Genomic DNA, 22878 nt, shown 5'->3' on the forward strand with positions numbered 1-22878 from the left:
AGTTCAAAGCAATCCCGGGAAGGATGTGACGTTCATCACTGCGCTTTCGAGATATGCTTTGAATTCGAAACATATAGGATGGGTGGATGCCTGAAACCGACGCCCTCCACCCCACGCAGCTGGGCACCTACTTCGCGCTTATGGAGGCCGTCAGCCTGCTCCAGCACGCCGTCGAGCAGCAGTTGCGGGCGGAGGGCGACCTGAGTTACGTGCAGTTCCAGCTCCTGGCCCGCCTCGCCGACGCCAGGCAGCTGACCATGACCGAGCTGGCCGACGGCGTCGTCTACAGCCGCAGCGGCCTGACCTACCAGGCCAGCCTGCTGGAGAGGGCCGGCCTCGTCACGCGCGGCCCCAGCCCCGACGACGAGCGCGCCACACTGGTCACCATCACCGACGGCGGCCTCGCCCTCGTCGGGCGCGTCCTGCCCGGCCACATCGAGGTCGTGCGCCGCCTGCTGTTCAACCCCCTCACTGAAGAGGACCTGCACGACCTCGGCGACATCATGACCCGCGTCCGCAACCACATGCGCGCCGAGCCGCCCCGCTCCGCCGCCCCCCGCAAATCCCGCAAGTAAGCGCCCAGCCCTTCAGCAACGACGAAACGCCCGATACCGTCTCCCAGCGCGTCCAGCAGCACCTTTACCGCTCGTAGCTGCGGTTCCCGCTCCGGGGTGGCGTCCCGTAGGCGATGATCGCGTAGCGACGCGATGTGGCGGCGGAGTTGTCGGCGGCGTGTGGCATCGTCATCGCCTCGCAAGCTCTCCTGAGGGTCCCCTGTAGCGCGGACGCCTGAGGTGAGGTCACTCGATGGTTTGCGCCTGCCGAAAAAGTCATCCGACCAAGTCACCGGCCTTGCAGGTCTTCTCATGGCGTGGGCAATCTCCGGTCACTCCGAGAGGCAGTCTGTGCGGCATGATGATCAGCCGTGCTCCTTCGCCTGGCCTACCTCGCCGCCGCGAACGCCTTCGCCGCGCTGCGGCTGCTGCCGATGGGCGATCAGGACAAGGCCATCGAGATACTCGCCCTGCGCCACCAGGTAGCCGTGCTTGAACGGCAGCTCGGCGCCGACAGCAGGTTGAGACTCGCGCCTGGGGACCGGACCTTTCTCGCCGCGCTTCTGACCTCGCTGCGGCGCGAGGTGCTACGCCGGCTACGGCTTCTCGTCCGGCCGGATACCGTCCTGCGCCGGCACCGCGATCTGACTCGAGGACGCGGGCTGCCGGGTGCGCTACCTGATCCGTGACCGGGATGCGAAGCTCCCGGCCCTCATGGACGAGATCCTCTCCGACGCAGGTATCCAGACCGTGCTCACAGGGATCCGGATGCCGCGCATGAACGCGGCCATGGAACGATGTGTGCAGTCGTGCCGACGAGAGCTTCTCGACCGCTGCTTACTGTGGAACGAACGCCACCCGCGTCACGCCCTGCGCGAGTACGAACGGTTCTACAACCGGCACCGCTCATCAGGCCCTGGCCCAAGCGGCCCCGCTGCGTACCATCCCGGATCCGATCACAGATCCCGAGCGAATCATCGACCTGAACATGCGCCGACGAGACCGGCTCGGCGGCATCCTCCACGAGTACTCACATGCCGCTTGAACTGCATGTATGCGATTTTCGGCAGCCGCAGGTGTCAACCTGCCGTGGCCGCAAGAGGCGCTTTCGGAAGGCCGGGGCCGCTTTCGCTCCCGCGATAACTCGACGAGTATTGCCCGTCGGCTCGGCGACGGGCAATACTCGCTGATCATTTGTTATGAGGTGTTAAGCCCGGGGGGCCACGATCTCAGTACCGTTGGGCCGCTTGAGTAGGATTTTGCCGTTGTGTACGAGGCATTCCTTGAACTCGTTTCGGCTGAACGGCTTGGTGGCATAAGACTCGGATACCTTCCCGAAGCCGTCGCGGATGACCACCGAACAGCGCCACGTGTTCAAGCTGGCGTAGCTCAATGTTCTGACCTCCGACTGTCCGTTGAAGCGCGAGTCCCTCAGGCAGTCGCGGTCAGTGCCCGTGTTGACGCACAGTGTGACTGTGAGGCTGTTGAAATTGCTAAGCCGGAATCCGATCTCACTGGCGGCGCTGCTCGTACCCGTTCCTGCGGCCAACAGGCCGCCGACCATTGCAATGCCGCCGATGGCCATCAGGCCATTCTTGAATTTACCCACGTACGATCTCCTCTTTTGTCTCTCAATTGACATACCGCAAGGCATGTCAATCACCGGCCCGAATCCGAGAGCTCACTCTCTTTGCTGCACTCGCACGGATCCGAGATGAGAGAATTTATCGACGTAGGTGACCATGCGGCAGATCAAAAAAAGTCCAACTTCTATCCAACTTGCCTTCCGGGTAGACCTGTGAGTGCCGATTATGCATCCGTGCAGGTCAAAGGCATGGTGGACGACCCGTCCGTTCGGGTGAACGCCTCGAGCGGTGCGCCAGATAGCGGCAGGATGATCAGTCGTGTTGCTGCGCTTGGCCTATCTCCTGGTGACGACCACCTTCTCGCTCCTGCGGCTGCTGTCCCGCTCGAAAACACGGTTTCGGGCTCTGAGCTGGGATTCTGCTGCGCGATCAGTTCGGCGGCTGTCCCCATCGCGGGGTGCTGTTGTCGCTGATCTACCGGGTGGTTCGGTGCTTATGCGGGCTTGTGCTGCTGCTGGTCCGCTCTGATGCGTCCAGAGAGGCTGAGCTGCTGGCGCTCCGGCACGAGAACCAAATGCTCCGCCGTCAACTCGGAGTCCTGCCGCGATGGGGTCGTGCCGACCGGCTCTGGTTCGCGGCATTGTCTCGACTGATCCGGCGCCGCCGGTGGGCCGAGGTGTTCCCGGTAACCCCTGCGACGATCTTGTGCTGGCATCGCGACCTCGTGGCGCGTAAGTGGACGTTCACCGACAGGCGGTGCCCGGGTCGGCCTTGCGCCTGCCGGCCGGTCAAGGCGCTGATTGTGCGGATGGCGCGGGAGAATCCGACCTGGGGGCATCGGCGGATTCAGGGCGAGTTGGCTCGCCTGGGCTTCAGGATCGCGGCCTCCACGGTGTGGGAGATCCTGCACGGGGCCGGTATCGATCCGGCACCCCGCCGGGCCGGGCCGAGTTGGCGGCAGTTCCTGACCGCTCAAGCCCACGCGATCATCGCGTGTGACTTCCTGGTGGTCGGGACGATTCTGCTCAAGCGGCTGTATGTGCTGGTCTTCATCGAGCACGGCAGCCGGCGACTGCACCTGGCCGGAGTGACCGCGCATCCGACCGGGGCGTGGACGTTGCAGCAGGCCCGCAACCTGGCGATGGACCTGGGGGAGCGCATCGCCGGGCTGCGGTTCTTGATCCACGATCGGGACCCGCTCCTCACTATCGCCTTTCGGGAGGTCTTCACAGCCGAAGGGCTTCGGATCGTCACCACTCTGCCGCGGACGCCGAGGATGAACGCCATCTGCGAGCGGGTCACCGGCACCCTGCGCCGCGAACTGTTGGACCGGATCCTGATCCTCAGTGAACGCCATCTGGCCTTGGTGCTCCGCGAGTATCTGATCCACTACAACGGGCATCGGCCGCACCAGGCCCGGCACCAACGGCCCCCGGACACCGCAACGCAGTCCGCACGAGACGTGGCCGAACTCAACGACCTGCGGACCGTTTGCCGAAGACCCGTCGTCGCAGGCATGATCAGCGAATACCACCACGCCGCTTAACCGCAGCTCAGCTCACGTAACTCGATATTCGAGCGGTACAGGGTGCATCTGGCCGGCGTGACGGCGAATCCGACCGGTACGTGGGTTGTGCAGCAGGCCCGCAACCTGCTCATGGACCTGCAGGCAAGCGCCGGTGGTGTGCGGTTCCTGATCCGGGATCGAGATGCGAAGTTCACGGCGATGTTCGATGCGGTGTTCTCTTCGATCGGGGTGAAGGTCATCACGACGCCGGCGCGGGCGCCGCGGGCCAACGCGATTGCCGAGCGGTGGATCGGCAGTGTGCGCCGCGAATGCCTGGACCGAATGCAGGTCACCGGTGAGCGGCAGCTGCGACATGTCCTGGGGGAGTGCACCGATCACTACAACCATCATCGACCCCACAGGATCCTGAACCAGGCGTCGCCGAACGGACAACGTGATCTGCCCCCGCCGACGGATCGCATTCGGCTGGTTCGCAGAGATCGCCTCGGCGGCCTGATCCATGAGTACGCGCAGGTCGCTTAGGGTGACACCACTTTCGGCACCCACAAGCTCCGCCCATCGCGACCCGGGGCGGCCGTATCTCCGGATGGTCCTTATCGGGAGTTAGCACCCCGGCGAAGATCCTCGAACTCCGCCGACGCGAGGAAAGGATCATCGTGATGAGATACGCCGCTCTGGCTTGCGCGGTGCTGATGCTGGGTACGGCACAGCCCGCTCACGCCCTGACCCGGCCCGAGGTGCAACGGGTGGTCGAGAGGCTGGCCGACACCAAGGGAGTGCTGGGGGCCATCGGGGAGCTGTACGTGGACGGCAGGCGCGTCGGCCGGGGCAGCGCCGGGTCGCGCCTGATCGACGGCCGAGGAGGGAAGATCCCAGCCGACGCGCGCTACCGGATCGGCTCCCAGACCAAGGGCATGACCGCGACCGTGGCCCTGCAACTGGTGAAGGAGGGCAGGCTCGGGCTCGACGACAGGCTCAGCGACGTCCTGCCGGTCGTGGCCGAGAAGGATCTGGTCGAGCGGGCCGACGAGATCACCGTACGGCAGCTGATCCGCCACACCTCCGGGGTGCCCGAGTGGTTCCGCCACGACCTCGTGGACATCTTCGACATCACGACCTACTACCGGCCCGCCGACCTGCTCAAGGTCTCCCGGTCTCAGCCCCGCAGCCAGGAGCCGGGGGAGAAGTTCTCGTACTCCAGCGCCAACTACACGCTGCTCACCATGATCATCGAGCGGATCACCGGCCGGAGCCTGGCCGCCGAGTTCGAGCGGCGTTGTTGCGGCCGCTCGGCATGACCAAGACCTATCTGCCGGTCCGGCCTCCAGTGGGCATCAAGGGGCCGCACGGCCACGGCTACACGCCGGGGCCCGACGGCAAGCTGCGCGACATGGACCGGATCAACGCCAGCTGGGGCCACGGGGCCGGAGGCGTGATCTCCACCGCCCGGGACATGGCCGCCTACCGCGCCGCCTTCATCCAGGGCAAGCTGCTGCCCGCCGACCTGCAGAAGGTGATCACCGCCCCGCCGGAGGGCGCGCCCGCGCCGCCACCGTTGCCCTGCGGGGGCAAGCTCGTGCAGACGAACGGCGGCGCCGCCGGGTTCACCTCGGCCACGATCAGCACACTCGACGGGCGTAAGCACTTCGCGGTCTCCACCACACTGGACGCCGCCCAGGACCTCACGGTCATCAAGGCCATCACCCAGGCGGGGGCGGACCTGCTGTGCTCGTGAGGCGCGAGCTTCAAGGCGGCCAGGCCCCTCAGGCGTGAGCCGCTAAGGCGCGAGCACGGCCAGGTGGCGCTGTTCAACGGGCAGCCGCTTGAGTGACACCCGCGTCTCCCCGCACCGTCAGGCGAGCACCACGGCCGCATAGTCGGACTCCGCCGGGTGCACCTTGTCCGTCATGACGAAGTCACCAGTCAGGACCAGGCGCCCGTCCGGAGTCCAGTCCATGGCGGCGGACTTGATCGAGGCGAGTACCGGCATCGAGGGCACCCTCTTCCGACGGCGGCAAGCGTCCGGCATCTTGGCATGCGACTTCCTACACGTGGACACCGTGTTCCTCAAACGCCTGTACGTGCTGTTCGCCATGGGGATCGAGACACGACGTGTGCACATCCTGGGCATCACTGCGCTGCGCCTGCCGAGAATGCCATCCACCCAGGTCGTGGCCTTGCAGGGCTTCGCGTGGGGTGTAGGAGCTTCGACGCCAGGCGAGGGAAACGAATGCGGCATGATGATCGGCCGTGCTCCTTCGCCTGGCCTATCTGACCGTCACGAACGCTTTCGCCGCTCTGCGGCTACTGCCGATGGGCGATCGGGACAAGGACATCGAGATCCTCGCTCTGCGTCACCAGATCACTCTCCTCGAACGGCAGTTCGGCGCCGATGCCAGGGTGAGATTCGCTCCCGAGGACCGTGTCTTCCTGGCCGCCCTACTGACATCGCTGCCTCGCGAGGTCCTGCGCCGGCTGCGGCTTCTCGTCCGCCCGGATACCGTCCTGCGCTGGCACCGCGATCTGGTGAAACAGCGGCACGCCCGTACCTGCCGGCCAAAGCGGCCTGGGCGCCCGGTCGCCGTCGGCTCCATCCGAGTTCTCATCCTGCGTCTGGTTCGTGAGAACCCGTCCTGGGGATATCGGCGGGTGCACGGCGAGCTGACCATGCTCGGCATCAAGGTCGCTGCGTCCACGGTCTGGGAGATCCTCAAGCAGGAGGGTCTTGATCCGGCACCCGAGCGGGCGTCCATCACGTGGGCAGACTTCCTGCGCTCGCAAGCCGACGCACTTCTGGCCTGCGACTTCATCGAGACCGTCACCCTCAACGGGCGGCGCCAGTACATCCTGGCCGTCATCGAGCACGCCACCAGACGAGTCCGCGTGCTCGGCACCACCGCCCACCCGACCGCTGCCTGGGTCACCCAGGCGATAAGGAATCTCGCGATGGATCTGGACGATGCGGGCTGTCGGGCGCGCTTTCTCATCCGAGACCGGGATGGGAAGTTTCCCACCCTCATCAACGAGATCCTCGCCAACGCCACCTGCCCCACGCCCTGGGCGAGTACGAACAGTTCTACAACCAGCACCGAGCCCACCAAAGCCTGGCCCAAGCGGCCCCGCTGGGTACCGTCCCGGATCCGATCACAGATCCAGAGCGAATCACCGACCTGAACATACGCCGACGAGACCGGCTTGGCGGCGTCCTTCACGAGTACTCACATGCCGCTTGACCTGCATGGATGTAATTTTCGGCAGGCGCAGGGTCACTAACCTGCACGCGCGGCGTTCCTGGCCCACCCCGAACGGTTCCACGGGTCGGCGACGCTACCCGCCCGCCACTCGAGACCTGTCAGCCCGAGAACCCACTACAAGCAACAAGTATCTCATCAGGTTTGACAGGTTCCGCCTCCCCTTTCAGCCACTGTTGATGCTCGCCAAGCCCTGGTCGAGCGGCGATGGGCGTCAAAACACCGACCAGCCGGTGCTTGTGGTGAATGCGTCCAGCGCGGCGATCCCGGCCACCGAATTCCCGCTGTCATCCAGGCCCGGTCCCCACACCGCCAGCGCGCACCGGTTCGGCACCACGGCCAGGATCGCCCCGCCAACCCCGCTCTTGGCCGGGAGTCCGACCCGGTAGGCGACCTCCCCCGCGCTGTCGTAGGTGCCGCAGGTCAGCAGGGCGGCATTCAGCCGCTTGGCGTCGCTGCGGGACAGCAACCGAGACCCATCACTGGCCACCCCGTGCCGCACCAGGAACAAACCGGCCTGCGCCAGCTCGGCACAGGTCATCATGATCGAGCACTGCCACTGGTAGTGCTCGAGCACCGCCTCGACCGTGTTCTCCAGGTTGCCGTAGTCAGCGATCAAGTGGGCCAGCGCGGCGTTGCGGTGTCCGTGCTCGGCCTCCGAGGCAGCCACCGCCGGGGCGAAGTCCACAGACTTGCTGGCGGTCTCAGCTTGAAGGAAACCCAGGACCGCGCCTCTGGCATCCCCCGTCAGGGTGAGCAGCCGGTCGGTCACCACCAGGGCGCCGGCGTTCACGAACGGATTGCGCGGAATCCCGTGATCGTGCTCAAGCTGGAGCAGGGAGTTGAACGGATCCCCGGACGGCTCGCGGCCGACCCGGCGCCAAATCCGTTCCCCCTCCCGCTCCAGCACCAAGGTCAGGCTGAACACCTTCGACACGCTCTGGATGGACATTGCGGTCTGCCAGTCACCGACTCCGTAGAGCTCGCCCTCGGAGGTGGCCACCGCCATGCCGAACAGGCCCGGATCAACCTCGGCCAAGGCCGGAATATAGTCGGCCACCCGTCCCGCGCCGATGCTGGGGGCGATCTCGGCCACGATCCGGTGCAGCAGTCGCTCGTAGTTCACTGGACCATTCTGGCCTGAGCCTGCCAACCACCTGACCGCCAAATCCCGCTATCGCTGCGGGGCGAACTGGCCGCCGCAGCAGAGCCTCAGCTGGTGGCCCCGGCCGCTCCAGCCGACGGGTCGTCGCCCGGCCAGCGCCCGGTGGTCTTGCGAACGCCGTGTGCGCCGGCGATTGCGAGGGTGTGCCGCTCGGAAACACGGTTTCGTGCTGTGAGCTGGGATTTTGCTGCGTGATCGGGGCGGTGGGTGTCACCATCGCGGGGTGTTGTTGTCTCTGGTTTACCGGTCGGTGGGGCGCTTGACGCTGGTGCCCTTCGCCACGACCGCGACGATCTCCCGCGTCGAGCGATGGTTGTCGGAGGCCGCCGAGCAGAACGTCGACTTGACCCGAAGGGTCGGGGCGGTGCATCAGGGATCTTGGCGTGTGACTTCTTCCGCTGCGACACCACGCTTCTCAAGCGCCTGTGTTGCCTGGTCATGGTGGAGATCTCCACACGGCGGGTGCACATCCTCGGGGTCACCGACCATCCGGCTGAAAATTGGTCCACCTACGTGGAGCTGGAGTTATCCCAGTGCTGATCATTATCGTCCGAGCGAGCGCTCAACCTGATTTGATCAGATACTCAAAGGCTGGGCTGGTATCAAGCTGTCGTCGCAGGTCAAGCACTGTGTTTCAGTTTTGGAGCACTACCGGCAACTCCGCCAATAATTTCCACAGCAGCGCCCGCACACCTTACGGGACCCCTTGACAGCTCTGCCGCGCGCGTTCGAGGATGCCCGGGTGAACCTGTCAGACAGGCAGACAGCTGATGGTATGCCCAGGCGGGTCAGCGCGATGGAAGCGGTGCTGACCTACCTACGCGGTGCTATCGAGCGAGGTGAGTATGCGATAGGGGAGAAGCTGCCCTCGGAGGCGGAGCTCTGCCGCCGCCTGGCGGTGAGCAGGCCCGTGCTCCGTGAGGCCCTGCGCGCCCTTCAGACGATGGGGCTCACGGTCTCTCGCACCGGCAAGGGCACCTTTGTCGTCTCCAACGGCCCGGTGGAGGACCCGACCTTCGGCGACTACTCCGCGAGCGACCTCCTCGAGGTGCGCCGTCATGTGGAGATCCCGGTGGCCGGCTACGCGGCCGTGCGCCGGACTCCCGAGGATCTCGACCATCTCTCGCACCTGCTGGAGCGGATGGAACAGGAGAGCGACACCACCGCGTGGGTGGCGATGGACACCCTCTTCCATCTCACCATCGCCCAAGCTGCCCAGAACCCGGTCTTCCGGAGGGTCATCGAGGAGATCCGCGACGCACTGGCCCGCCAGTCGGCGTTCCTCAACGAACTCGGCGGACGGCGCGAGCAGTCGAACCGGGAGCATCGCGCGATCGTCGAGGCCCTCATCGACCAGTCCGAGCACGATGCCGTGGAAGCGATGAAGGACCATCTGGAACGAGTCGAGACGACCCTGACCTCCATCGTGCGGCCCCACCGCACGGATCCCCCCATGGAAGGCAGAAACCAGACGTGAGCCAACCCCTCCAGACAGAACAGGGACAACAGCAAGCCGCCGCGCATGTCGACGCCGGCGACGCCGGCTACAGCAAGTCCTTGAAATCCCGCCACATCAACATGATCGCCATCGGCGGCGCCATCGGCACCGGACTGTTTCTCGGCGCGGGCGGACGGCTCGCCAACGCCGGGCCGTCCCTGGCCGTGGCCTACGCGGTTTGTGGGGTCGTCGCCTTCCTTGTGGTGCGTGCCCTGGGCGAACTTGTCCTGCACCGCCCGTCCTCGGGGGCGTTCGTCTCCTACGCCCGGGAGTTTCTCGGAGAGAAGGGAGCGTTCGTCGCGGGCTGGATGTACTTCCTGAACTGGGCGACCACCGGAATAGCCGACATCACGGCAGTGGCGACCTACACGCACTACTGGGGCATGTTCACCGATGTTCCGCAGTGGGTGATCGCCCTGATCGCGCTCGCGGTCGTGCTGACCGTGAACCTCATCTCCGTGAAGATCTTCGGTGAGCTGGAATTCTGGTTCGCCATCATCAAGGTCGGCGCACTGGTCGGCTTCATGCTGATCGGCATCTTCCTGCTGGTCGCCGGCCAGTCGATCGAAGGCCACACTCCAGGGCCATCATTGATCGCGGACTACGGTGGCATCTTCCCCAACGGGGCGCTCCCGATGCTGCTGGTGATCCAGGGCGTCGTCTTCGCCTACGCCTCGGTCGAGTTGGTCGGTGTCACGGCGGGCGAGACCAGCCAGCCGGAGAAGGTCGTGCCGAAGGCCATCAACTCCATCATGTGGCGCGTGGCCCTGTTCTACGTCGGCTCGGTGGTACTGCTGGCGATGCTGCTGCCCTGGAGCGCCTACTCGGCCGATGAGAGCCCGTTCGTGACCGTACTGTCCAACATCGGAGTGCCCGCGGCGGGCGACGTGATGAACCTCGTCGTCCTCACCGCCGCGCTGTCCAGCCTCAACTCTGGGCTCTACTCCACCGGGCGCATCCTGCGCTCCATGGCGATGTCGGGTTCCGCGCCGAAGTTCGCCGGCGTGATGAGCCGAAGCCAGGTGCCGTACGGCGGCATCCTGCTCACCTGCTCCATCTGCGTGCTGGGCGTGGGCCTCAACTACGTCGTGCCGAGCAAGGCGTTCGAGATCGTGCTGAACTTCGCGGCGATCGGCATCCTGAGCACCTGGTCCGTGATCATGGTCTGTCATCTGCTCTTCTGGCGGAAGTCCCGGTCAGGCCACATCGTCCGCCCTCACTACCGCCTCCCCGGCTCGCCTTGGTCCGAGATCGTCACGCTTGCCTTCCTGGCCTTCGTGCTGGTCCTGATGTGGGCCGACGAGGGAGCCGGACGCATCACGGTCATGGCACTCCCCGCTATCGCGGCGGCGCTCGTCGTCGGCTGGTTCCTGGTACGCCGCCGGGTCAGCGTCGTACGAGACGCCGCGGAATCCAAGCGCGCCGAGGACGAAAACTGAGCATGAGTCACACCACCAGGGCGGGCGGCAGCATGGGCCGTCCTCTGGGAGGCCCGCCCACCATTCGCGAACCGGCCCACGTCCCGCTCGCCCACGTGGTGCGCGAAGGCGTGATCGAGAGCGTCCACCACGGCTCGGTCGTGGTGCTGGCCGCGGATGGCGGTGTGGAATTCCGGGCAGGCGATATCGAGGCCGCGTTCTATCCCCGCTCGGCACTCAAGCCCGTCCAGGCGGTCGGCCTGCTGCGCGCCGGCCTGCCGCTGGACGGCGAACTGCTTGCCCTGGCCGCGGCCAGCCACTCGGGACAGGAGCGGCATCTGACCGCGGCCCGGCGCATCCTGCACGCCGCCGGGCTGACAGAGGCGGACCTGCGCAACGTCCCCGACTTGCCCTACGACCCAGCGGTACGCGAGGAGTGGATCCGCCGCGGCCTCGGACCCACCCGGCTCGTCCAGAACTGCTCCGGCAAGCACGCCGCCATGCTGATGACGGCCCAGATCCGAAACTGGCCACTCACGAATTACCTCGACCCTGAGCATCCGCTGCAGCGGGCGGTCGCCGCGACCGTGGAGGATCTCACCGGACAGGGGGTCGCCCGGGTAGCGGTCGATGGATGCGGCGCACCACTGTTGTCCGTATCCCTGCTCGGGCTCACCCGGGCCGTAGCGCGGTTGGCGACGGCCGCGCCCTACACCCACGAGGGCCGGGTCGCGCACGCCATGCGCGAGCACCCGGAGATGGCCTCCGGCACGGGGCGGGACGTCGCCCGGCTGATGCGCGCGGTGCCGGGCCTGCTCGCCAAGGACGGATTCGAAGGCGTTCAGGTCGCGGCCCTGCCGGATGGGCGGACCGTCGGCGTGAAGGTGGCCGATGGCGCCGACCGCGCCCGGATGCCCGTGGCCGCGGCGGCCCTCGCCCGGTGCGGGGTCGACCCCGAGATCCTCGCCGGATTCGCCAGCACGCCGGTCATGGGCGGTAGCTCCGCTGTCGGAAGCCTACGGGCCGTCGGCGCGCTCGCCCCCAAATCTCCCTTTATCACGTGAAGGAGCACCTGCGCCCATGACTGCCGGCCACCGCCGCGAACACGACCTGCTCGGCTACCGGGACGTGCCCACCGGCGCGTACTGGGGCGTGCACACTCTGCGCGCCGCGGAGAACTTCCCGATCACCGGTACGGCGATATCCGCTTACCCGCACCTGATCAACGCGCTCGCCGCGGTGAAGGAAGCCGCGGCTCGCGCCAACGAAGGGCTCGGTCTGCTCGCCACTGACAAGGCCTCGGCCATCGCCACCGCCTGCCAGGAGATCCGAGACGGCCGCCTGCATGACCAGTTCATTGTCGACGTGATCCAGGGCGGCGCCGGCACCTCGACCAACATGAACGCCAACGAGGTGATCGCCAACCGGGCGCTGGAGATCCTGGGTTACGTCAGGGGTGACTATCACCACCTGCATCCGAACGAGGACGTCAACCTCAGCCAATCCACCAATGACGTCTATCCGACCGCCGTCAACGTCGCCACGATCGTCATGGTGCACGAACTGCTCGATGCGATGGCCTTCCTACGCGAGGCCTTCGCCGTCAAGGCCGAGAAGTTCCGCGACATACTCAAGATGGGCCGCACCCAGCTCCAGGACGCGGTGCCGATGACCCTGGGCCAGGAGTTCTCCGCGTACGCGGTGATGCTGGAGGAGGACCAGAGCCGGCTCGCCGAGTCCGCCCTGCTCATGCACGAGATCAATCTCGGGGCGACGGCGATCGGCACCGGCCTCAACGCCCCTGCAGGCTACGCCGAGGCCGCCCGCCGACACCTGGCCGCCATCACCGGACTCCCCCTGGTGACCGCCGCCAACCTCGTCGAGGCCACCCAGGACTGCGGGGCCTTCGTCCACCTGTCGAGCGTGCTCAAACGCATCGCCGTCAAGCTCTCCAAGAGCTGCAACGACCTGCGGCTGCTCTCCTCCGGCCCGCGCGCCGGCCTCGCGGAGATCAACCTGCCTCCGGCCCAGGCAGGTTCCAGCATCATGCCAGGCAAGGTCAACCCGGTCATCCCCGAAGTCGTCAACCAGGTCGCCTTCGAGGTCATCGGTAACGACATCACCATCACCATGGCCGCCGAGGCAGGACAGCTGCAGCTCAACGCCTTCGAACCGATCATCCTGCACTCCCTCGCGAAGAGCATCACCCACCTGCGGGTCGCCTGCCTCACCCTCGCCGGACGCTGCGTGTCCGGCATCACCGCCAATACCGAGACTCTGCGCGCGGCGGTGGAGAACTCCATCGGGCTCGTCACCGCCCTCAACCCGCACATCGGCTACACCGCCGCCACCGCCATCGCCAAGGAAGCACACTCCACCGGCCGCGGCGTCGCCGAACTCGTCCTGGAAAAGGGCCTCCTCCCGGCCGACCGGCTGGCTGCGCTGTTGCGCCCGGAGGAGGTGGCCGGCGCAGGGGTCAGGGGCGGGCCCGAGTAGCGGCCGGCCTGGTCTCCTCGGTGTACAGCGCCGTGGCGACCGTGAGTTGGGCCGCCGAAGGGTCGGGGTCCGGGCGGATATGCGCGGCGACGTGCCGCCAGGCCTCGGCGAGCCCCGTAGGCCTCCTACCCCAGCGGCCAGGTCACGGAAGACGCTGGTCGGCGCGCGGCTCGCCATTTGTCTCACGACTGCTGTTCCCCACGACTCTGGAGGAAGCATGTCCCTGCTCAATTTGTGTGATGTCACCATGCGGTTCCGCGGGCATAAAGTGGTCGATCGGGTCAGCCTCACCCTCGAGGAAGGCGAACGCCGCGCGCTCGTCGGCCCTCCGGGTTCCGGCAAGTCGACGCTGCTCGCGTTGATCTCCGGCGCGCTCACGCCGACGCTCGGCACCGTGGAGTTCGACGGTGAGGCCATCACCGGGCTACCGGAGTCGCGCAGGACCATGCTTGGTATCGTCAGAGTCCTTCAGCACAGCAGCCCGTTCGTGGGGCTGACCTGCTGTGACAATGTTGAGCTCGCGGTGCGCACGCGACGCGGCGGAGGGTCGAGCGGCTGGCTTCCCGCGCGCACGCGCATAGAGATCGCAGCCGAGGCCGGCACGTGCCTGGAGCGGGTGGATCTGGCCGCGCTAGCGGAGGAGCCGACCAGCGCACTCTCCTTGAGCGAGGAGCGCAGGCTGGCGCTGGCGATGGCATTGGCCGCCCGTCCTCGTCTGCTGCTGCTGGACGCGTTCACGGCAGGTCTCACTGCCGCTGAGGGAGCCGGTCTTGCCAGGGTGATCCGTGGCCTGCCGAACTCCATCGCGGTACTCCTCGTCGAGCGCGACCCCGAGAGGCTACTGCCGGTAGCCTCTCGCATGACCGTCCTGAGCGCCGGCGTGGTGACCAACCTGGCGAGCAAGACGTCCCTGGCCGCGCCCGGCCCAGTCCTGCCTCAGGGAACGCGCATCCGCCGCTATCCCGTCGAGACACGCGACCTCATCAAGGCCGACCTGATCCAGCCAGGTGCGACGCTGACCGCCCGCCGCCGCGGCAAGACGTTCTCAGCCACGGTCAAGGAGGACGGGTGCATCGAGGTCGCGTCCGGTGAGACGTTCGCCGCGCCCTCGACCGCCGGGGAGTTCGTGTTGGGCGGGCAGGTAGGTAACGGGTGGGAGTTCTGGAAGGTGGAGACTCCCACGGGCCCTGTAGCGCTCAAAGACATCAGGGACGTGGCGCTCGCCAGCGGGTTCGCCAGGAAGACACGCCCCTAGCGGACCGGAAAGGATCATTGAGGTGGGGTGTGGGCGCGTTCGCCTTCTCGCTGCGGACGCGGGCGTGTTCACAGCGACGGGCGGCCAGCACATCCGGACCTGGTGAAGGTGGACCAGGCGGCCAAGCTGTTCTACCTGTACGGCCACGCCCGCCGAGGCGCCTACTACTCGGGCGGCCAGGTGCAGTACCTGTCGGATCGGACGTGGTTCGTGTGCGTGCGGGATGTCCCGTCTGGTCAGCCGCCCCGGTGAGTGCTGTACGCGATCGTGGACCATCCGACTGGTCTACCTGGCCAGTATCGGACGGAGCCGGTGTCGGCCGCTGAGTTCGCCTCAGCCCTGGCGAGCGAGGGCCGCACGGTGGTGACCCGCAAGTACGACAACTACGAGATCACCTACTCGCTCGATGGTGAGACGGTGCTGCCGTGACGAGCCAGGAGCAGCCTCTAACAGTGACGCTCGCGCTGGCCGAGCTGCGCGGCCTGGTCGAGCTGGGCTTCGAGCGGGTCAACGGCCAGAACGCGCTGATCTTGCAGCGGCTCGACCACGTCGACGGCCGTCACGCGGAGCTGGCCAAACGGGTCGAGCAGTTGGAGACGCGCGCGGACGCGGTCGAACGAGAAGCCGTCACCCGCGCCCAGCTGTCCGACCGGACCAAGCAGATCATCGCCGTCGCCAGCGTCCTGGTGACGATCGCCGGTGTCGTGATCGCTCTGATCAGCCTGACGCGAGGCTGACCCAGTTGACCGTGTTTCCCGTCGAGGACGGCGTGCTTCTCGTGCCCGCCGTGCTCCCCATCCGCGTGACCAGCGCGGACCTGAAGATGACCGTGGCCGACTGGCTACGGCTGACCACCGTGGAGGTCGTCGTGACCCCTGACGACGAAGATCCGACGCCGCCCGCGCCGTACATGGGCGCCGATGTGACCGAGTTCGGCCCTGACCAGTCGTGGCTTCCGCAGGAGCCGGGGTCGGTGGTCGAGGACGACAACCCCGACGACGAGGAGGAAGCGGAGGGTGGCGAAGAAGGCTGAGGATCACCTCCTCGAGGTGCTGCGTTCGGAGCTCGGCTACGTCGAGTCGTCCGCCGGGTTGGACGAAGTTCGCCGCCTGGTGGGCTGAGAGCTGCTAACGCAATGAGGCGAGGCGGCGCCAGCACGTCATCCCCGAGCCGCAGCCCAGCTGCTGCGGCAGGTGCTCCCGAGCGATCCCGGTGTGCAGCACGAACAAGATGCCCTGCAAGGCCAGCCGGTCATCGAGCCGTTGACGACCCGGATGCCGGAAGCGCCGCCGACGCTGGGGCAGCAACGGCTCGATCACCGCCCACAGCTCGTCGCTGACCTCCCACGGCTTCGGCTTCGCCACCCGGGCTCCTCTCGCTCGGCTACAGCGAGAGATCAGAGCACAACAAAGATCATTCCTCCGCCATCGTGAGCACCTAGCCAATATCTCCTGGCACCGTCCGGGGCGGCCTGGCAGGCCGCCCCGGACGGGTGGTCAGGGGGTGCAGAACGGGAGGCCGGCGTGGGAGCGCAGGCCTCCGGCCCACACCCAGGCGTAACCGGTCCAGCCCCACTTGATCTTCACCCAGACCTTGTGGTGTCGCCCCCACAGGTTCAGTGCGGCGCCACGATCGAAGTAGCACTCGGCGCTGGCGTCCCAGCTGGGCAGCATGTTGCCGAGGATCCGTCCCGGCTCGTGAACGACGGAGCCTGGAGAGGCGTGCACGGTGAGGTGCGGGCTCACCCACTCGCCCACGTGAACCACGGTCGAGGCGGCGGTGGCGGCCGGCGCGGCTGGCGCGACCAGGGCGAGGACGGCCGAAGCGAGCGGGGCCAGGAGAACGCGCTTCATATCGGGGTGATCCTTTCTCGTGTGTGTGCCTGTGTGAGCCGCGATCAGCCGCGCACCCGGACGTCCAGGCCCTCAATCCAGTGCGTGACACCGGCGCAGGTGGCTCGGGAGACTTCGGTTCCCGACACCCAAGGCCCCTCGATGGTGTAGTACATGATCCGCTCGCGGATGCCGATCCACGCGCACTTGCCGACCACCTGGTGGTAGGCGGTGGTCGGTTGAGAGCAGCGCGACTCGACGTACCACTTGCCGAAGAGGCCGGACTCCCGGTGAACCGTGGCATCGCAGATGTCGCGCCGCTGCGCGGCTTCGGCCGGGGCCACGGCGACGGAGGTGGCCACGGTGGCCAGGCTGGCCAGCGCGGCGGCTGCCGCCAGGACACGCAGGGGCTTGCGGACGGACGGGCGGCGGGTGTCGGTGCAGGACATATGTGTTCTCCTTCTCGTGCTGGTGATGAGGGGGCGCCTCAACGGCTGGCCCAGACGTGGATCTTGTTGGCGAAGTCGACTCCGGGCATCCGGGGAGCGGGCAGGTCGAAGACGGGGCCGTCGTTGACCCGAATCCGGTCGCAGTAGGCCGCTCCCTTCACCGAGGAAAGCTTGGTCGCCCAATAGGTGTTCGGCCGCACCGTGTAGCCGGCGGCGTCGCAGTGACCGTGCTGGCCATAGACGGTCGTCCATTCGCCGTGGAACTCCGGGTCGGTGTACCAGAACATGATCGGCACCTCCTGGTGCCGCAGCCCAAGGGCGCGTGCCTTGAGCCGGAGCCCGGCGTCCGCCGCCTGGCGCGAGAGGTCCGAGCACGATTGCGCGAGGGTCGGTGAGACGCCCCTGGGTGCGGCGGCGCCGACCAGCACCGAGCAGAAACGGCCGTTCCGAGCGGTGTTCGCGGTTTCTTCTGTGGCCGCGGCGCCATGTGCGGAAAACAGCAGCGCGGCCACGGCCGGGACCATGGGCAAAAACACGATGGATACCTCCTGACGTGGTGGGGTGGTGCTGACTCGACCATCGCGCCGGACGGTGACCTGGGAAAAGGGGTTGCCCGCCGCCTCGCGTTCCGGGCAACCGGGAAACCTACGCAAATGGCAACCAGGGCCAATAGCGCAATAAATGAGCCTTTTCTGTGCCGCTATTTCCGGTGGCCGATCTCCGCCCTTTCCCTTTACCGTGGGAAACGCATTGGTGACCGGTGAAAGCGGGGGGTCTGTGTCCTTGGAAGGGTCGCAGGAAGCCGGGGCTAGGCTGCGGCGGCTGCGGACGGAGCGCGGGCTCTCGCTCAACGAGCTGTCCCGGGCGACGCACTACAGCAAGGGCTACCTCAGCCGCATCGAATCGGGAGAGAAGACGCTCACCCCAGGCGTGGCACACCGGTGCGACCAGGTGCTGGAGACCGGCGGCGAGCTCGCCGGGCTCGTAGAGCGGTCAGCCGGCGCCTGCCCCTACCGCGGGCTCAGCGCCTACGAGCCGCACGATGCCCGGTGGTTCTTCGGTCGTGAGCGCGCCCTGCGCGCGCTGGTGGCTCGGCTGGCCGAGCCCCGCCGCGGGCCGCTGGTCGTCGTCGCCCCCTCGGGCGCGGGCAAGTCGTCCCTACTGCGCGCGGGACTGGTGCCCGCCGTCCAGCGCGGGGCGCTGCCCGCCGCGGGCTCGCGCGGATGGCCGGTTGTCCTGATCACGCCAGGGAAGGCTCCTGTGGAAGCGCTGGCCGCCGGGTTCGGCACGGCACTCGGCGGCGACGCGGCCGGGCTGGCCGCCACCCTCATGCGAGATCCCGGCGCGTTCGCGGCGCAGGTGGGAGCCGCCGTAAAGGGTCGTGCGGTACTGATCGTCGACCAGCTCGAGGAGGCGTTCACGCTCTGCGCCGACCAGGCCCAGCGGCGCGCCTTCCTGGTCGGGGTCCACGCTCTGGCATCCCGCCCGCTGCCCGGCCAGGCAGACGAGGACACGGCATCGCTGGTCGTGCTCGGGCTGCGCGCCGACTTCTACAGCCACTGCCTGGCCCACCCCGAGCTGGTGGAGGCGCTGCACGACGGCCATGTCCCGCTGGGACCCATGACGCCGGACGAGCTGGCCGAGGTCATCACTGGCCCAGCCCGTGAGAGCGGCCTGACCCTGGAGCCAGGACTCATCGAGCTGCTGCTTCGCGACATGGGCGCGCCACCGCGAGAACCTGGCCCCGCGCCACAGCTCGGCCGCGCTCACGAGCCGGGGGCCCTGCCGCTGCTCTCGCACGCTCTGCTGTCCACGTGGAAGCAACGCCGGGGGAACGTGCTCACGGTGGCGGGCTACCGCGCAGTCGGCGGGATCGCCGGAGCCGTCGCCCGCACCGCGGAACGCGTCTACGCTACGTTGGGCCCCGGCCACCAGGACCTTGCCCGCCGGCTGCTGTCCCACCTGGTGTGCGTGAGCGACGACGGCACCGAGACCCGCCGCCCCGTGGACGTGAGGCAGCTCCCCGAGGCCCACTTCCCCACCCCGGCCACCACCGAGGTGATCGAAGCCTTCGCCAGGGCCCGGCTGCTGATCGTGGGCTCCGACTCCGTACGGCTCGCCCACGAGGCGCTGCTGTGGGCCTGGCCGCGGCTGCGTGACTGGATCGACGCCGACCGCGCGGGCCTCCGCACCCGTCGACAGTTGGCGAGCGCCGCCCACAGCTGGGAACACGACGGCCTGGATCCGTCCCTGCTGTACCGCGGGAGCCGCCTGCGTACCGCGCGGCAGTGGGCGGCGGCCAACGCCGCCATGCTCACCGCCGCGGAACAGCGCTTCCTTGACGCCGGCGCCGAAGCGGAGGCCGAGGAGAGGGCGGCGCTCAACCGGCGTGCCAGCCGCCGCCGCCGACTCGTGGCCGGCGGGTCCGCGCTCCTGGCCGTCACGCTCGCCGCCGCGCTGCTAGCCGTCGGCACACTCCGCTCAGCCGACGAGCAGGCGGCCCAGAGCCTGTCCAGGCACCTCGCCACACAGAGCGAGAGCCTGCTCGCCACCGACTCCACAACGGCGCAGCTGCTGGCAGTCGCGGCCTACCGGATCGCGCCCACCGCCGACGCGCGCAGGAGCATGCTGAGCGCCCTCGCCCACCCGGCCCGTGAGGTCCTCACCGGGCACGTTGGCGGGGTGTCCGGCGTAGCGTTCAGCCAGGGCGGCCCCGTCCTGGCCAGCGGCGGCCTGGACGGCACCGTGCGGTTGTGGAACCTGACAACGCGCAGCCAGGCCAGCCAGCCGCTGACCGGGCACACGGGCAGCGTCATGGCAGTGGCGTTCGCCCCCGGCGACCGTCTCCTGGCCAGCGCCGACAACGCTGGCACCGTGCGGCTGTGGGACGTGCCGAGCGGTTACCCCCGCGGCACGTTCGCCCTGCGCACCGGGCCCGTGACAGCCATCAGGTTCGGCCCAGGCGGCCGGACGCTGGCCACCGGCGAGGAGAGCGGCGTGGTCCGGCTGTGGGACATCCAGACCGCCCGCCCCCTCGGCGTGCGAACGGGCCACCGGGGTGCCGTCACCACGCTGCAATACAGCCCCGATGGACGGACCCTCGCCAGCGCCGACGAGCACGGCACCGTCCTGCTCTGGGACGTCCAGGCGAAACAGCCGCGCGAGCACCCGCTCGCCACGCACTCCCACGGCGTGTACGGCATGGCCTTCAGCCCCGACGGGCGCACCCTCGCCACCGCGGCCGACGACACCATGGTGCGCCTGTGGGACGTGGCCACCGGGCAGCTCACCGGCCGGCCCCTGGTCGGACGGCCCGGCCACCGGATCCGCGCGGTAGCCTTCAGCCCTGACGGCCGCACGGTCGCCGCCGGAGGTCGCGAAGGCGGCGGCGTCCTGCTGGCCTGGGACATCGCCACCCGCCGCCCAGCCGGTGCCGCGCTCACCGGCCACACCGGCTGGATCACCGACATCCAGTTCGGCAGCGACGGGCGGACGCTAGCCAGCACCAGCAGCGACGACTCCACGGTCCGGCTGTGGGACATGGTCACCTACCGCCCCATCGGCACGCCCCTGCGCCAGGCCGGCTCGGCGGAGGCCGTCGCGTTCAGTCCGGACGGGCAGCTCCTGGCCGGCACGGCCAGCGGGGAGACCGCGACCGTTCGACTGTGGGACTCCCGCACCCTGCACCCCATCGGAGCTCCCCTCGCCGGCCACACCGGGAGCCTCGACGAGCTCGAGTTCGCTCCCGACGGCCGCACGCTGATCAGCGCCGACGGCGACGGCGCAGTGCTGCTGTGGGAGACCCTTACCCACCACCAGGAGCCACCCCTCGGCGAGGCCCCCTTCAAAGAGGCGTTCACGGCGACACAAGTGGCGATCAGCCCGGACGGAAAGCTGCTCGCCACCGGAGACACCGGCACCATCACCGGCGTTACCACCCGCAGCACCGACGACAACGTTCTCATCTGGGACCTCGCCAGCCGCCGCCCGACAGGCCCACCCCTTCTCGACCACACCGAAGGCATGGCGGACCTCGAATTCAGCCCCGACGGGCGGACGCTAGCCGTCGTCAGCAACCGCGAGGCACCCCAACCGGGACTCGGCGCCCGGCACGAGATCCTGCTCTACGACGTCGCTAGCCGCCGACCCACTGGCCCGCCCCTCGCCGGGCACTCCGACGACGTCAACGACGTCGAATACAGCCCTGACGGGCGATTGCTTGCCAGCACCGGGCGCGACAGGACGGTTCGCCTGTGGGACGTAGCCACCAGGCGCCCGGCAGGCGGGCCCCTGACCGGGCACCTGGACGAGGTGACCGACGTTGAGTTCAGCCCCGACGGGCGGTTCCTCGCTAGCGCCGGGTTCGACGAGACGATCCAGTTGTGGGACGTGGCCACCAGACGCCCTATCGGCGTACCCCTGAACGGGCACGTCGGCGCCGTTCGTGCGGTTGCGTTCAGGCCGGACAGCCGCGTGCTGGCCAGCGCCGGCGAGGACGGCACGGTGCAGTTGTGGGACGTGGCACTCCCCGGCGACCCCGCCAGGACGCTCTGTGCCATCGCCAGCCGTTCGCGGCCCGCATCGACGCCGGGGCTGAGTCGCGCGGAGTGGGCCCAGTACGCGCCCGGCCTCCGGTACCTCCAAGTGTGTCCGTCACCTCAGCCCTGAGGATGGCTTGGCAAAACAGGGACCGGATGACGCCGGCAGGGTGAAGGGCTGTGGCGGCAGGCAAGGGGTGTCACACAGCGAGGCGGCACCCCGGTCACATGGCCACCGCGACTGCCGCTGCCTCCCCCTGGCGTACTGCTGCAGCGATCTCGATCGCGGACCTGCCCGCTCACACCATGCCTTCGATTCTGACCGCACCGGAACGCCGCCACCAGGGCCACCGGCCGGCGGGTTCTGCCACCGTGCCGCAGACGCGGAGGATGAACGCTATCTGCGAGCGGGTCATCGGCACCCTGCGCTGCGAGCTCCTGGACCGGATCCTGATCCTCAGTGAACGCCATCTGGCCCTGGTGCTCCGCGAGTGCCTGAACCACTACAACGGGCACCGGCCGCGAGACCGGGACGGGAAGTTCCCGGCCCTCATGGACGAGATCCTGTCCGACGCTGGCATCCAGACCCCGTCGACGCGACCGGCTCGGCGGAGTCCTCCACGAGTACTCGCATGCCGCTTGAACTGCATGGATGGCGTTTTCGGCAGGCGCAGAGACGACAAGTGATCCGGAACCAGTCCGGAATCTCTAGCGCGTATTCAGCCCGACCAACCACAGTCGCCCGCCGCTGACCGCACGCCACCGCCTACACCAAGACAGCCCCTGATCAGCCTTTTTCGTTGATCAGGGGCTCTTTCTTTGTCTGCGGTCGCATACCGGCCATCATCGGCAGAGCGGAGCACTTCCGCCGGCCGGCACGAACTGCTGGACCGCACGTTGATCTGGAACCAGCGCCACCTCTTACATGTCCTGCGCGAGTTCGAGACGTTCTACAACCACCACCGGCCGCACCGAACCCTCCGGCAGGCCGCCCCACGCCGACCGCTCCCTGACCCGGGCGCCGACCGGGCTCAGATTGCTCGGCTCGACGTCCGCCGACATGATCGACTCGGTGGTGTCCTCAGGGAGTACCGACATGCTGCTTGACCTGGACGGATGAGTTTTCGGCATCCGCAGTCAGTGTGGATCGATGTCATTCGCTTGACCATACTTCGCTCGGCGAAGTATGGTCCTCCGTGTGACAAAACGATCATTAGCGGCTCTTCCCCTGGTAACCGTACGAACCCCGCATTGTACGGTCGCCTTCCCGTCCAGCGGCCGGCTCCAACTACACGCGCTCGGGCCCGG

General features: G+C 67.8%; 22 protein-coding genes and 2 pseudogenes. 17 read left to right on the top strand and 7 right to left on the bottom strand.

The window, feature by feature from the left end; translation table 11 throughout:
• Window positions 1-86 precede the first annotated feature (86 nt).
• Both AB0B45_RS14710 and AB0B45_RS14715 read left to right on the top strand, forming a co-directional pair.
• Complete coding sequence (locus AB0B45_RS14710) at window positions 87-575, top strand: MarR family transcriptional regulator (RefSeq protein WP_358130159.1); 489 nt, start codon at window positions 87-89, stop codon at window positions 573-575.
• A 350-nt stretch (window positions 576-925) separates the two neighbouring features.
• The gene (locus tag AB0B45_RS14715; protein WP_358130161.1) at window positions 926-1243 is read left to right on the top strand and encodes a hypothetical protein; all 318 of its coding nucleotides are present in this window, start codon (window positions 926-928) and stop codon (window positions 1241-1243) included.
• 518 nt (window positions 1244-1761) lie between these two features.
• Here the strand turns inward: AB0B45_RS14715 and AB0B45_RS14720 are convergent.
• Complete coding sequence (locus tag AB0B45_RS14720; RefSeq protein WP_358130164.1) at window positions 1762-2163, bottom strand: hypothetical protein; 402 nt, start codon at window positions 2161-2163, stop codon at window positions 1762-1764.
• Window positions 2164-2645: 482 nt separating this feature from the next.
• On the opposite strand from AB0B45_RS14720, the gene AB0B45_RS14725 reads away from it, so the two are divergent.
• The 3 genes and pseudogenes from AB0B45_RS14725 to AB0B45_RS14735 all read left to right on the top strand — a co-directional run bounded on the left by AB0B45_RS14725 (window position 2646) and on the right by AB0B45_RS14735 (window position 5403).
• A complete protein-coding gene (locus AB0B45_RS14725) occupies window positions 2646-3686 on the top strand; it encodes an integrase core domain-containing protein (RefSeq protein WP_358130167.1) in 1041 nt (346 codons plus the stop codon).
• A gap of 42 nt (window positions 3687-3728) precedes the next feature.
• The gene (locus AB0B45_RS14730; RefSeq protein WP_358130170.1) at window positions 3729-4190 is read left to right on the top strand and encodes an integrase core domain-containing protein; all 462 of its coding nucleotides are present in this window, start codon (window positions 3729-3731) and stop codon (window positions 4188-4190) included.
• A 170-nt stretch (window positions 4191-4360) separates the two neighbouring features.
• Window positions 4361-5403, top strand: a pseudogene (locus AB0B45_RS14735) (serine hydrolase domain-containing protein).
• A 117-nt stretch (window positions 5404-5520) separates the two neighbouring features.
• Here the strand turns inward: AB0B45_RS14735 and AB0B45_RS14740 are convergent.
• Window positions 5521-5658, bottom strand: coding sequence for a hypothetical protein (locus AB0B45_RS14740; protein ID WP_358130173.1), 138 nt, complete (start codon window positions 5656-5658; stop codon window positions 5521-5523).
• Window positions 5659-5918: 260 nt separating this feature from the next.
• Here AB0B45_RS14740 and AB0B45_RS14745 point away from each other — a divergent pair, with 260 nt between their 5' ends.
• Entirely contained in the window at window positions 5919-6842 is a 924-nt protein-coding gene (locus tag AB0B45_RS14745; RefSeq protein WP_358130176.1) for a hypothetical protein, read from the top strand.
• A 291-nt stretch (window positions 6843-7133) separates the two neighbouring features.
• Here AB0B45_RS14745 and AB0B45_RS14750 read toward each other — a convergent pair whose 3' ends face one another.
• A complete protein-coding gene (locus AB0B45_RS14750; protein WP_358130178.1) occupies window positions 7134-8045 on the bottom strand; it encodes a glutaminase in 912 nt (303 codons plus the stop codon).
• Window positions 8046-8859: 814 nt separating this feature from the next.
• Between AB0B45_RS14750 and AB0B45_RS14755 the strand changes: the two genes are divergently transcribed.
• From AB0B45_RS14755 to AB0B45_RS14790, 8 genes are all read left to right on the top strand, one after another.
• Window positions 8860-9561, top strand: coding sequence for a FadR/GntR family transcriptional regulator (locus tag AB0B45_RS14755; protein ID WP_358130181.1), 702 nt, complete (start codon window positions 8860-8862; stop codon window positions 9559-9561).
• On the top strand, window positions 9558-11021 hold the full coding sequence (locus tag AB0B45_RS14760; protein WP_358130184.1) for an amino acid permease: 1464 nt from the start codon (window positions 9558-9560) through the stop codon (window positions 11019-11021). Before AB0B45_RS14755 ends, AB0B45_RS14760 begins: the two co-directional genes overlap by 4 nt.
• Before the next feature lie 95 nt (window positions 11022-11116).
• On the top strand, window positions 11117-12064 hold the full coding sequence (locus tag AB0B45_RS14765) for an asparaginase (RefSeq protein WP_358130187.1): 948 nt from the start codon (window positions 11117-11119) through the stop codon (window positions 12062-12064).
• 16 nt (window positions 12065-12080) lie between these two features.
• A complete protein-coding gene (locus AB0B45_RS14770; protein ID WP_358130190.1) occupies window positions 12081-13496 on the top strand; it encodes an aspartate ammonia-lyase in 1416 nt (471 codons plus the stop codon).
• 217 nt (window positions 13497-13713) lie between these two features.
• The gene (locus tag AB0B45_RS14775) at window positions 13714-14751 is read left to right on the top strand and encodes an ATP-binding cassette domain-containing protein (RefSeq protein ID WP_358130192.1); all 1038 of its coding nucleotides are present in this window, start codon (window positions 13714-13716) and stop codon (window positions 14749-14751) included.
• 102 nt (window positions 14752-14853) lie between these two features.
• On the top strand, window positions 14854-15003 hold the full coding sequence (locus AB0B45_RS14780) for a hypothetical protein (RefSeq protein WP_358130194.1): 150 nt from the start codon (window positions 14854-14856) through the stop codon (window positions 15001-15003).
• A gap of 173 nt (window positions 15004-15176) precedes the next feature.
• Window positions 15177-15488 carry a hypothetical protein gene (locus AB0B45_RS14785; protein ID WP_358130197.1) on the top strand — a complete coding sequence of 104 codons (312 nt, stop codon included), beginning with the start codon at window positions 15177-15179 and terminating at the stop codon, window positions 15486-15488.
• A gap of 5 nt (window positions 15489-15493) precedes the next feature.
• Window positions 15494-15784, top strand: a complete 291-nt coding sequence (locus AB0B45_RS14790) for a hypothetical protein (RefSeq protein ID WP_358130200.1) — start codon at window positions 15494-15496, stop codon at window positions 15782-15784.
• A 109-nt stretch (window positions 15785-15893) separates the two neighbouring features.
• Here AB0B45_RS14790 and AB0B45_RS14795 read toward each other — a convergent pair.
• The 4 genes and pseudogenes from AB0B45_RS14795 to AB0B45_RS14810 all read right to left on the bottom strand — a co-directional run.
• Window positions 15894-16115: pseudogene (locus tag AB0B45_RS14795) on the bottom strand (transposase); the annotation flags it as partial.
• Window positions 16116-16247: 132 nt separating this feature from the next.
• Window positions 16248-16604 carry a hypothetical protein gene (locus AB0B45_RS14800; RefSeq protein WP_358130203.1) on the bottom strand — a complete coding sequence of 119 codons (357 nt, stop codon included), beginning with the start codon at window positions 16602-16604 and terminating at the stop codon, window positions 16248-16250.
• A 44-nt stretch (window positions 16605-16648) separates the two neighbouring features.
• Window positions 16649-17032 carry a hypothetical protein gene (locus tag AB0B45_RS14805; RefSeq protein WP_358130204.1) on the bottom strand — a complete coding sequence of 128 codons (384 nt, stop codon included), beginning with the start codon at window positions 17030-17032 and terminating at the stop codon, window positions 16649-16651.
• Between the two features lie 38 nt (window positions 17033-17070).
• Entirely contained in the window at window positions 17071-17544 is a 474-nt protein-coding gene (locus AB0B45_RS14810) for a hypothetical protein (protein ID WP_358130207.1), read from the bottom strand.
• A 265-nt stretch (window positions 17545-17809) separates the two neighbouring features.
• Between AB0B45_RS14810 and AB0B45_RS14815 the strand changes: the two genes are divergently transcribed.
• The 3 genes from AB0B45_RS14815 to AB0B45_RS14825 all read left to right on the top strand — a co-directional run bounded on the left by AB0B45_RS14815 (window position 17810) and on the right by AB0B45_RS14825 (window position 22677).
• Window positions 17810-21700 (top strand): helix-turn-helix domain-containing protein, encoded by a 3891-nt coding sequence (locus tag AB0B45_RS14815; protein ID WP_358130210.1) that lies wholly within the window; start codon window positions 17810-17812, stop codon window positions 21698-21700.
• Between the two features lie 98 nt (window positions 21701-21798).
• Complete coding sequence (locus AB0B45_RS14820; RefSeq protein ID WP_358130213.1) at window positions 21799-22257, top strand: integrase core domain-containing protein; 459 nt, start codon at window positions 21799-21801, stop codon at window positions 22255-22257.
• Window positions 22258-22467: 210 nt separating this feature from the next.
• Window positions 22468-22677, top strand: coding sequence for a hypothetical protein (locus AB0B45_RS14825; protein ID WP_358130215.1), 210 nt, complete (start codon window positions 22468-22470; stop codon window positions 22675-22677).
• The last annotated feature ends 201 nt before the right edge of the window (window positions 22678-22878 follow it).

Origin of the sequence: Nonomuraea sp. NPDC049152 (assembly GCF_040648355.1) — a bacterium.
Classification (GTDB): domain Bacteria; phylum Actinomycetota; class Actinomycetes; order Streptosporangiales; family Streptosporangiaceae; genus Nonomuraea.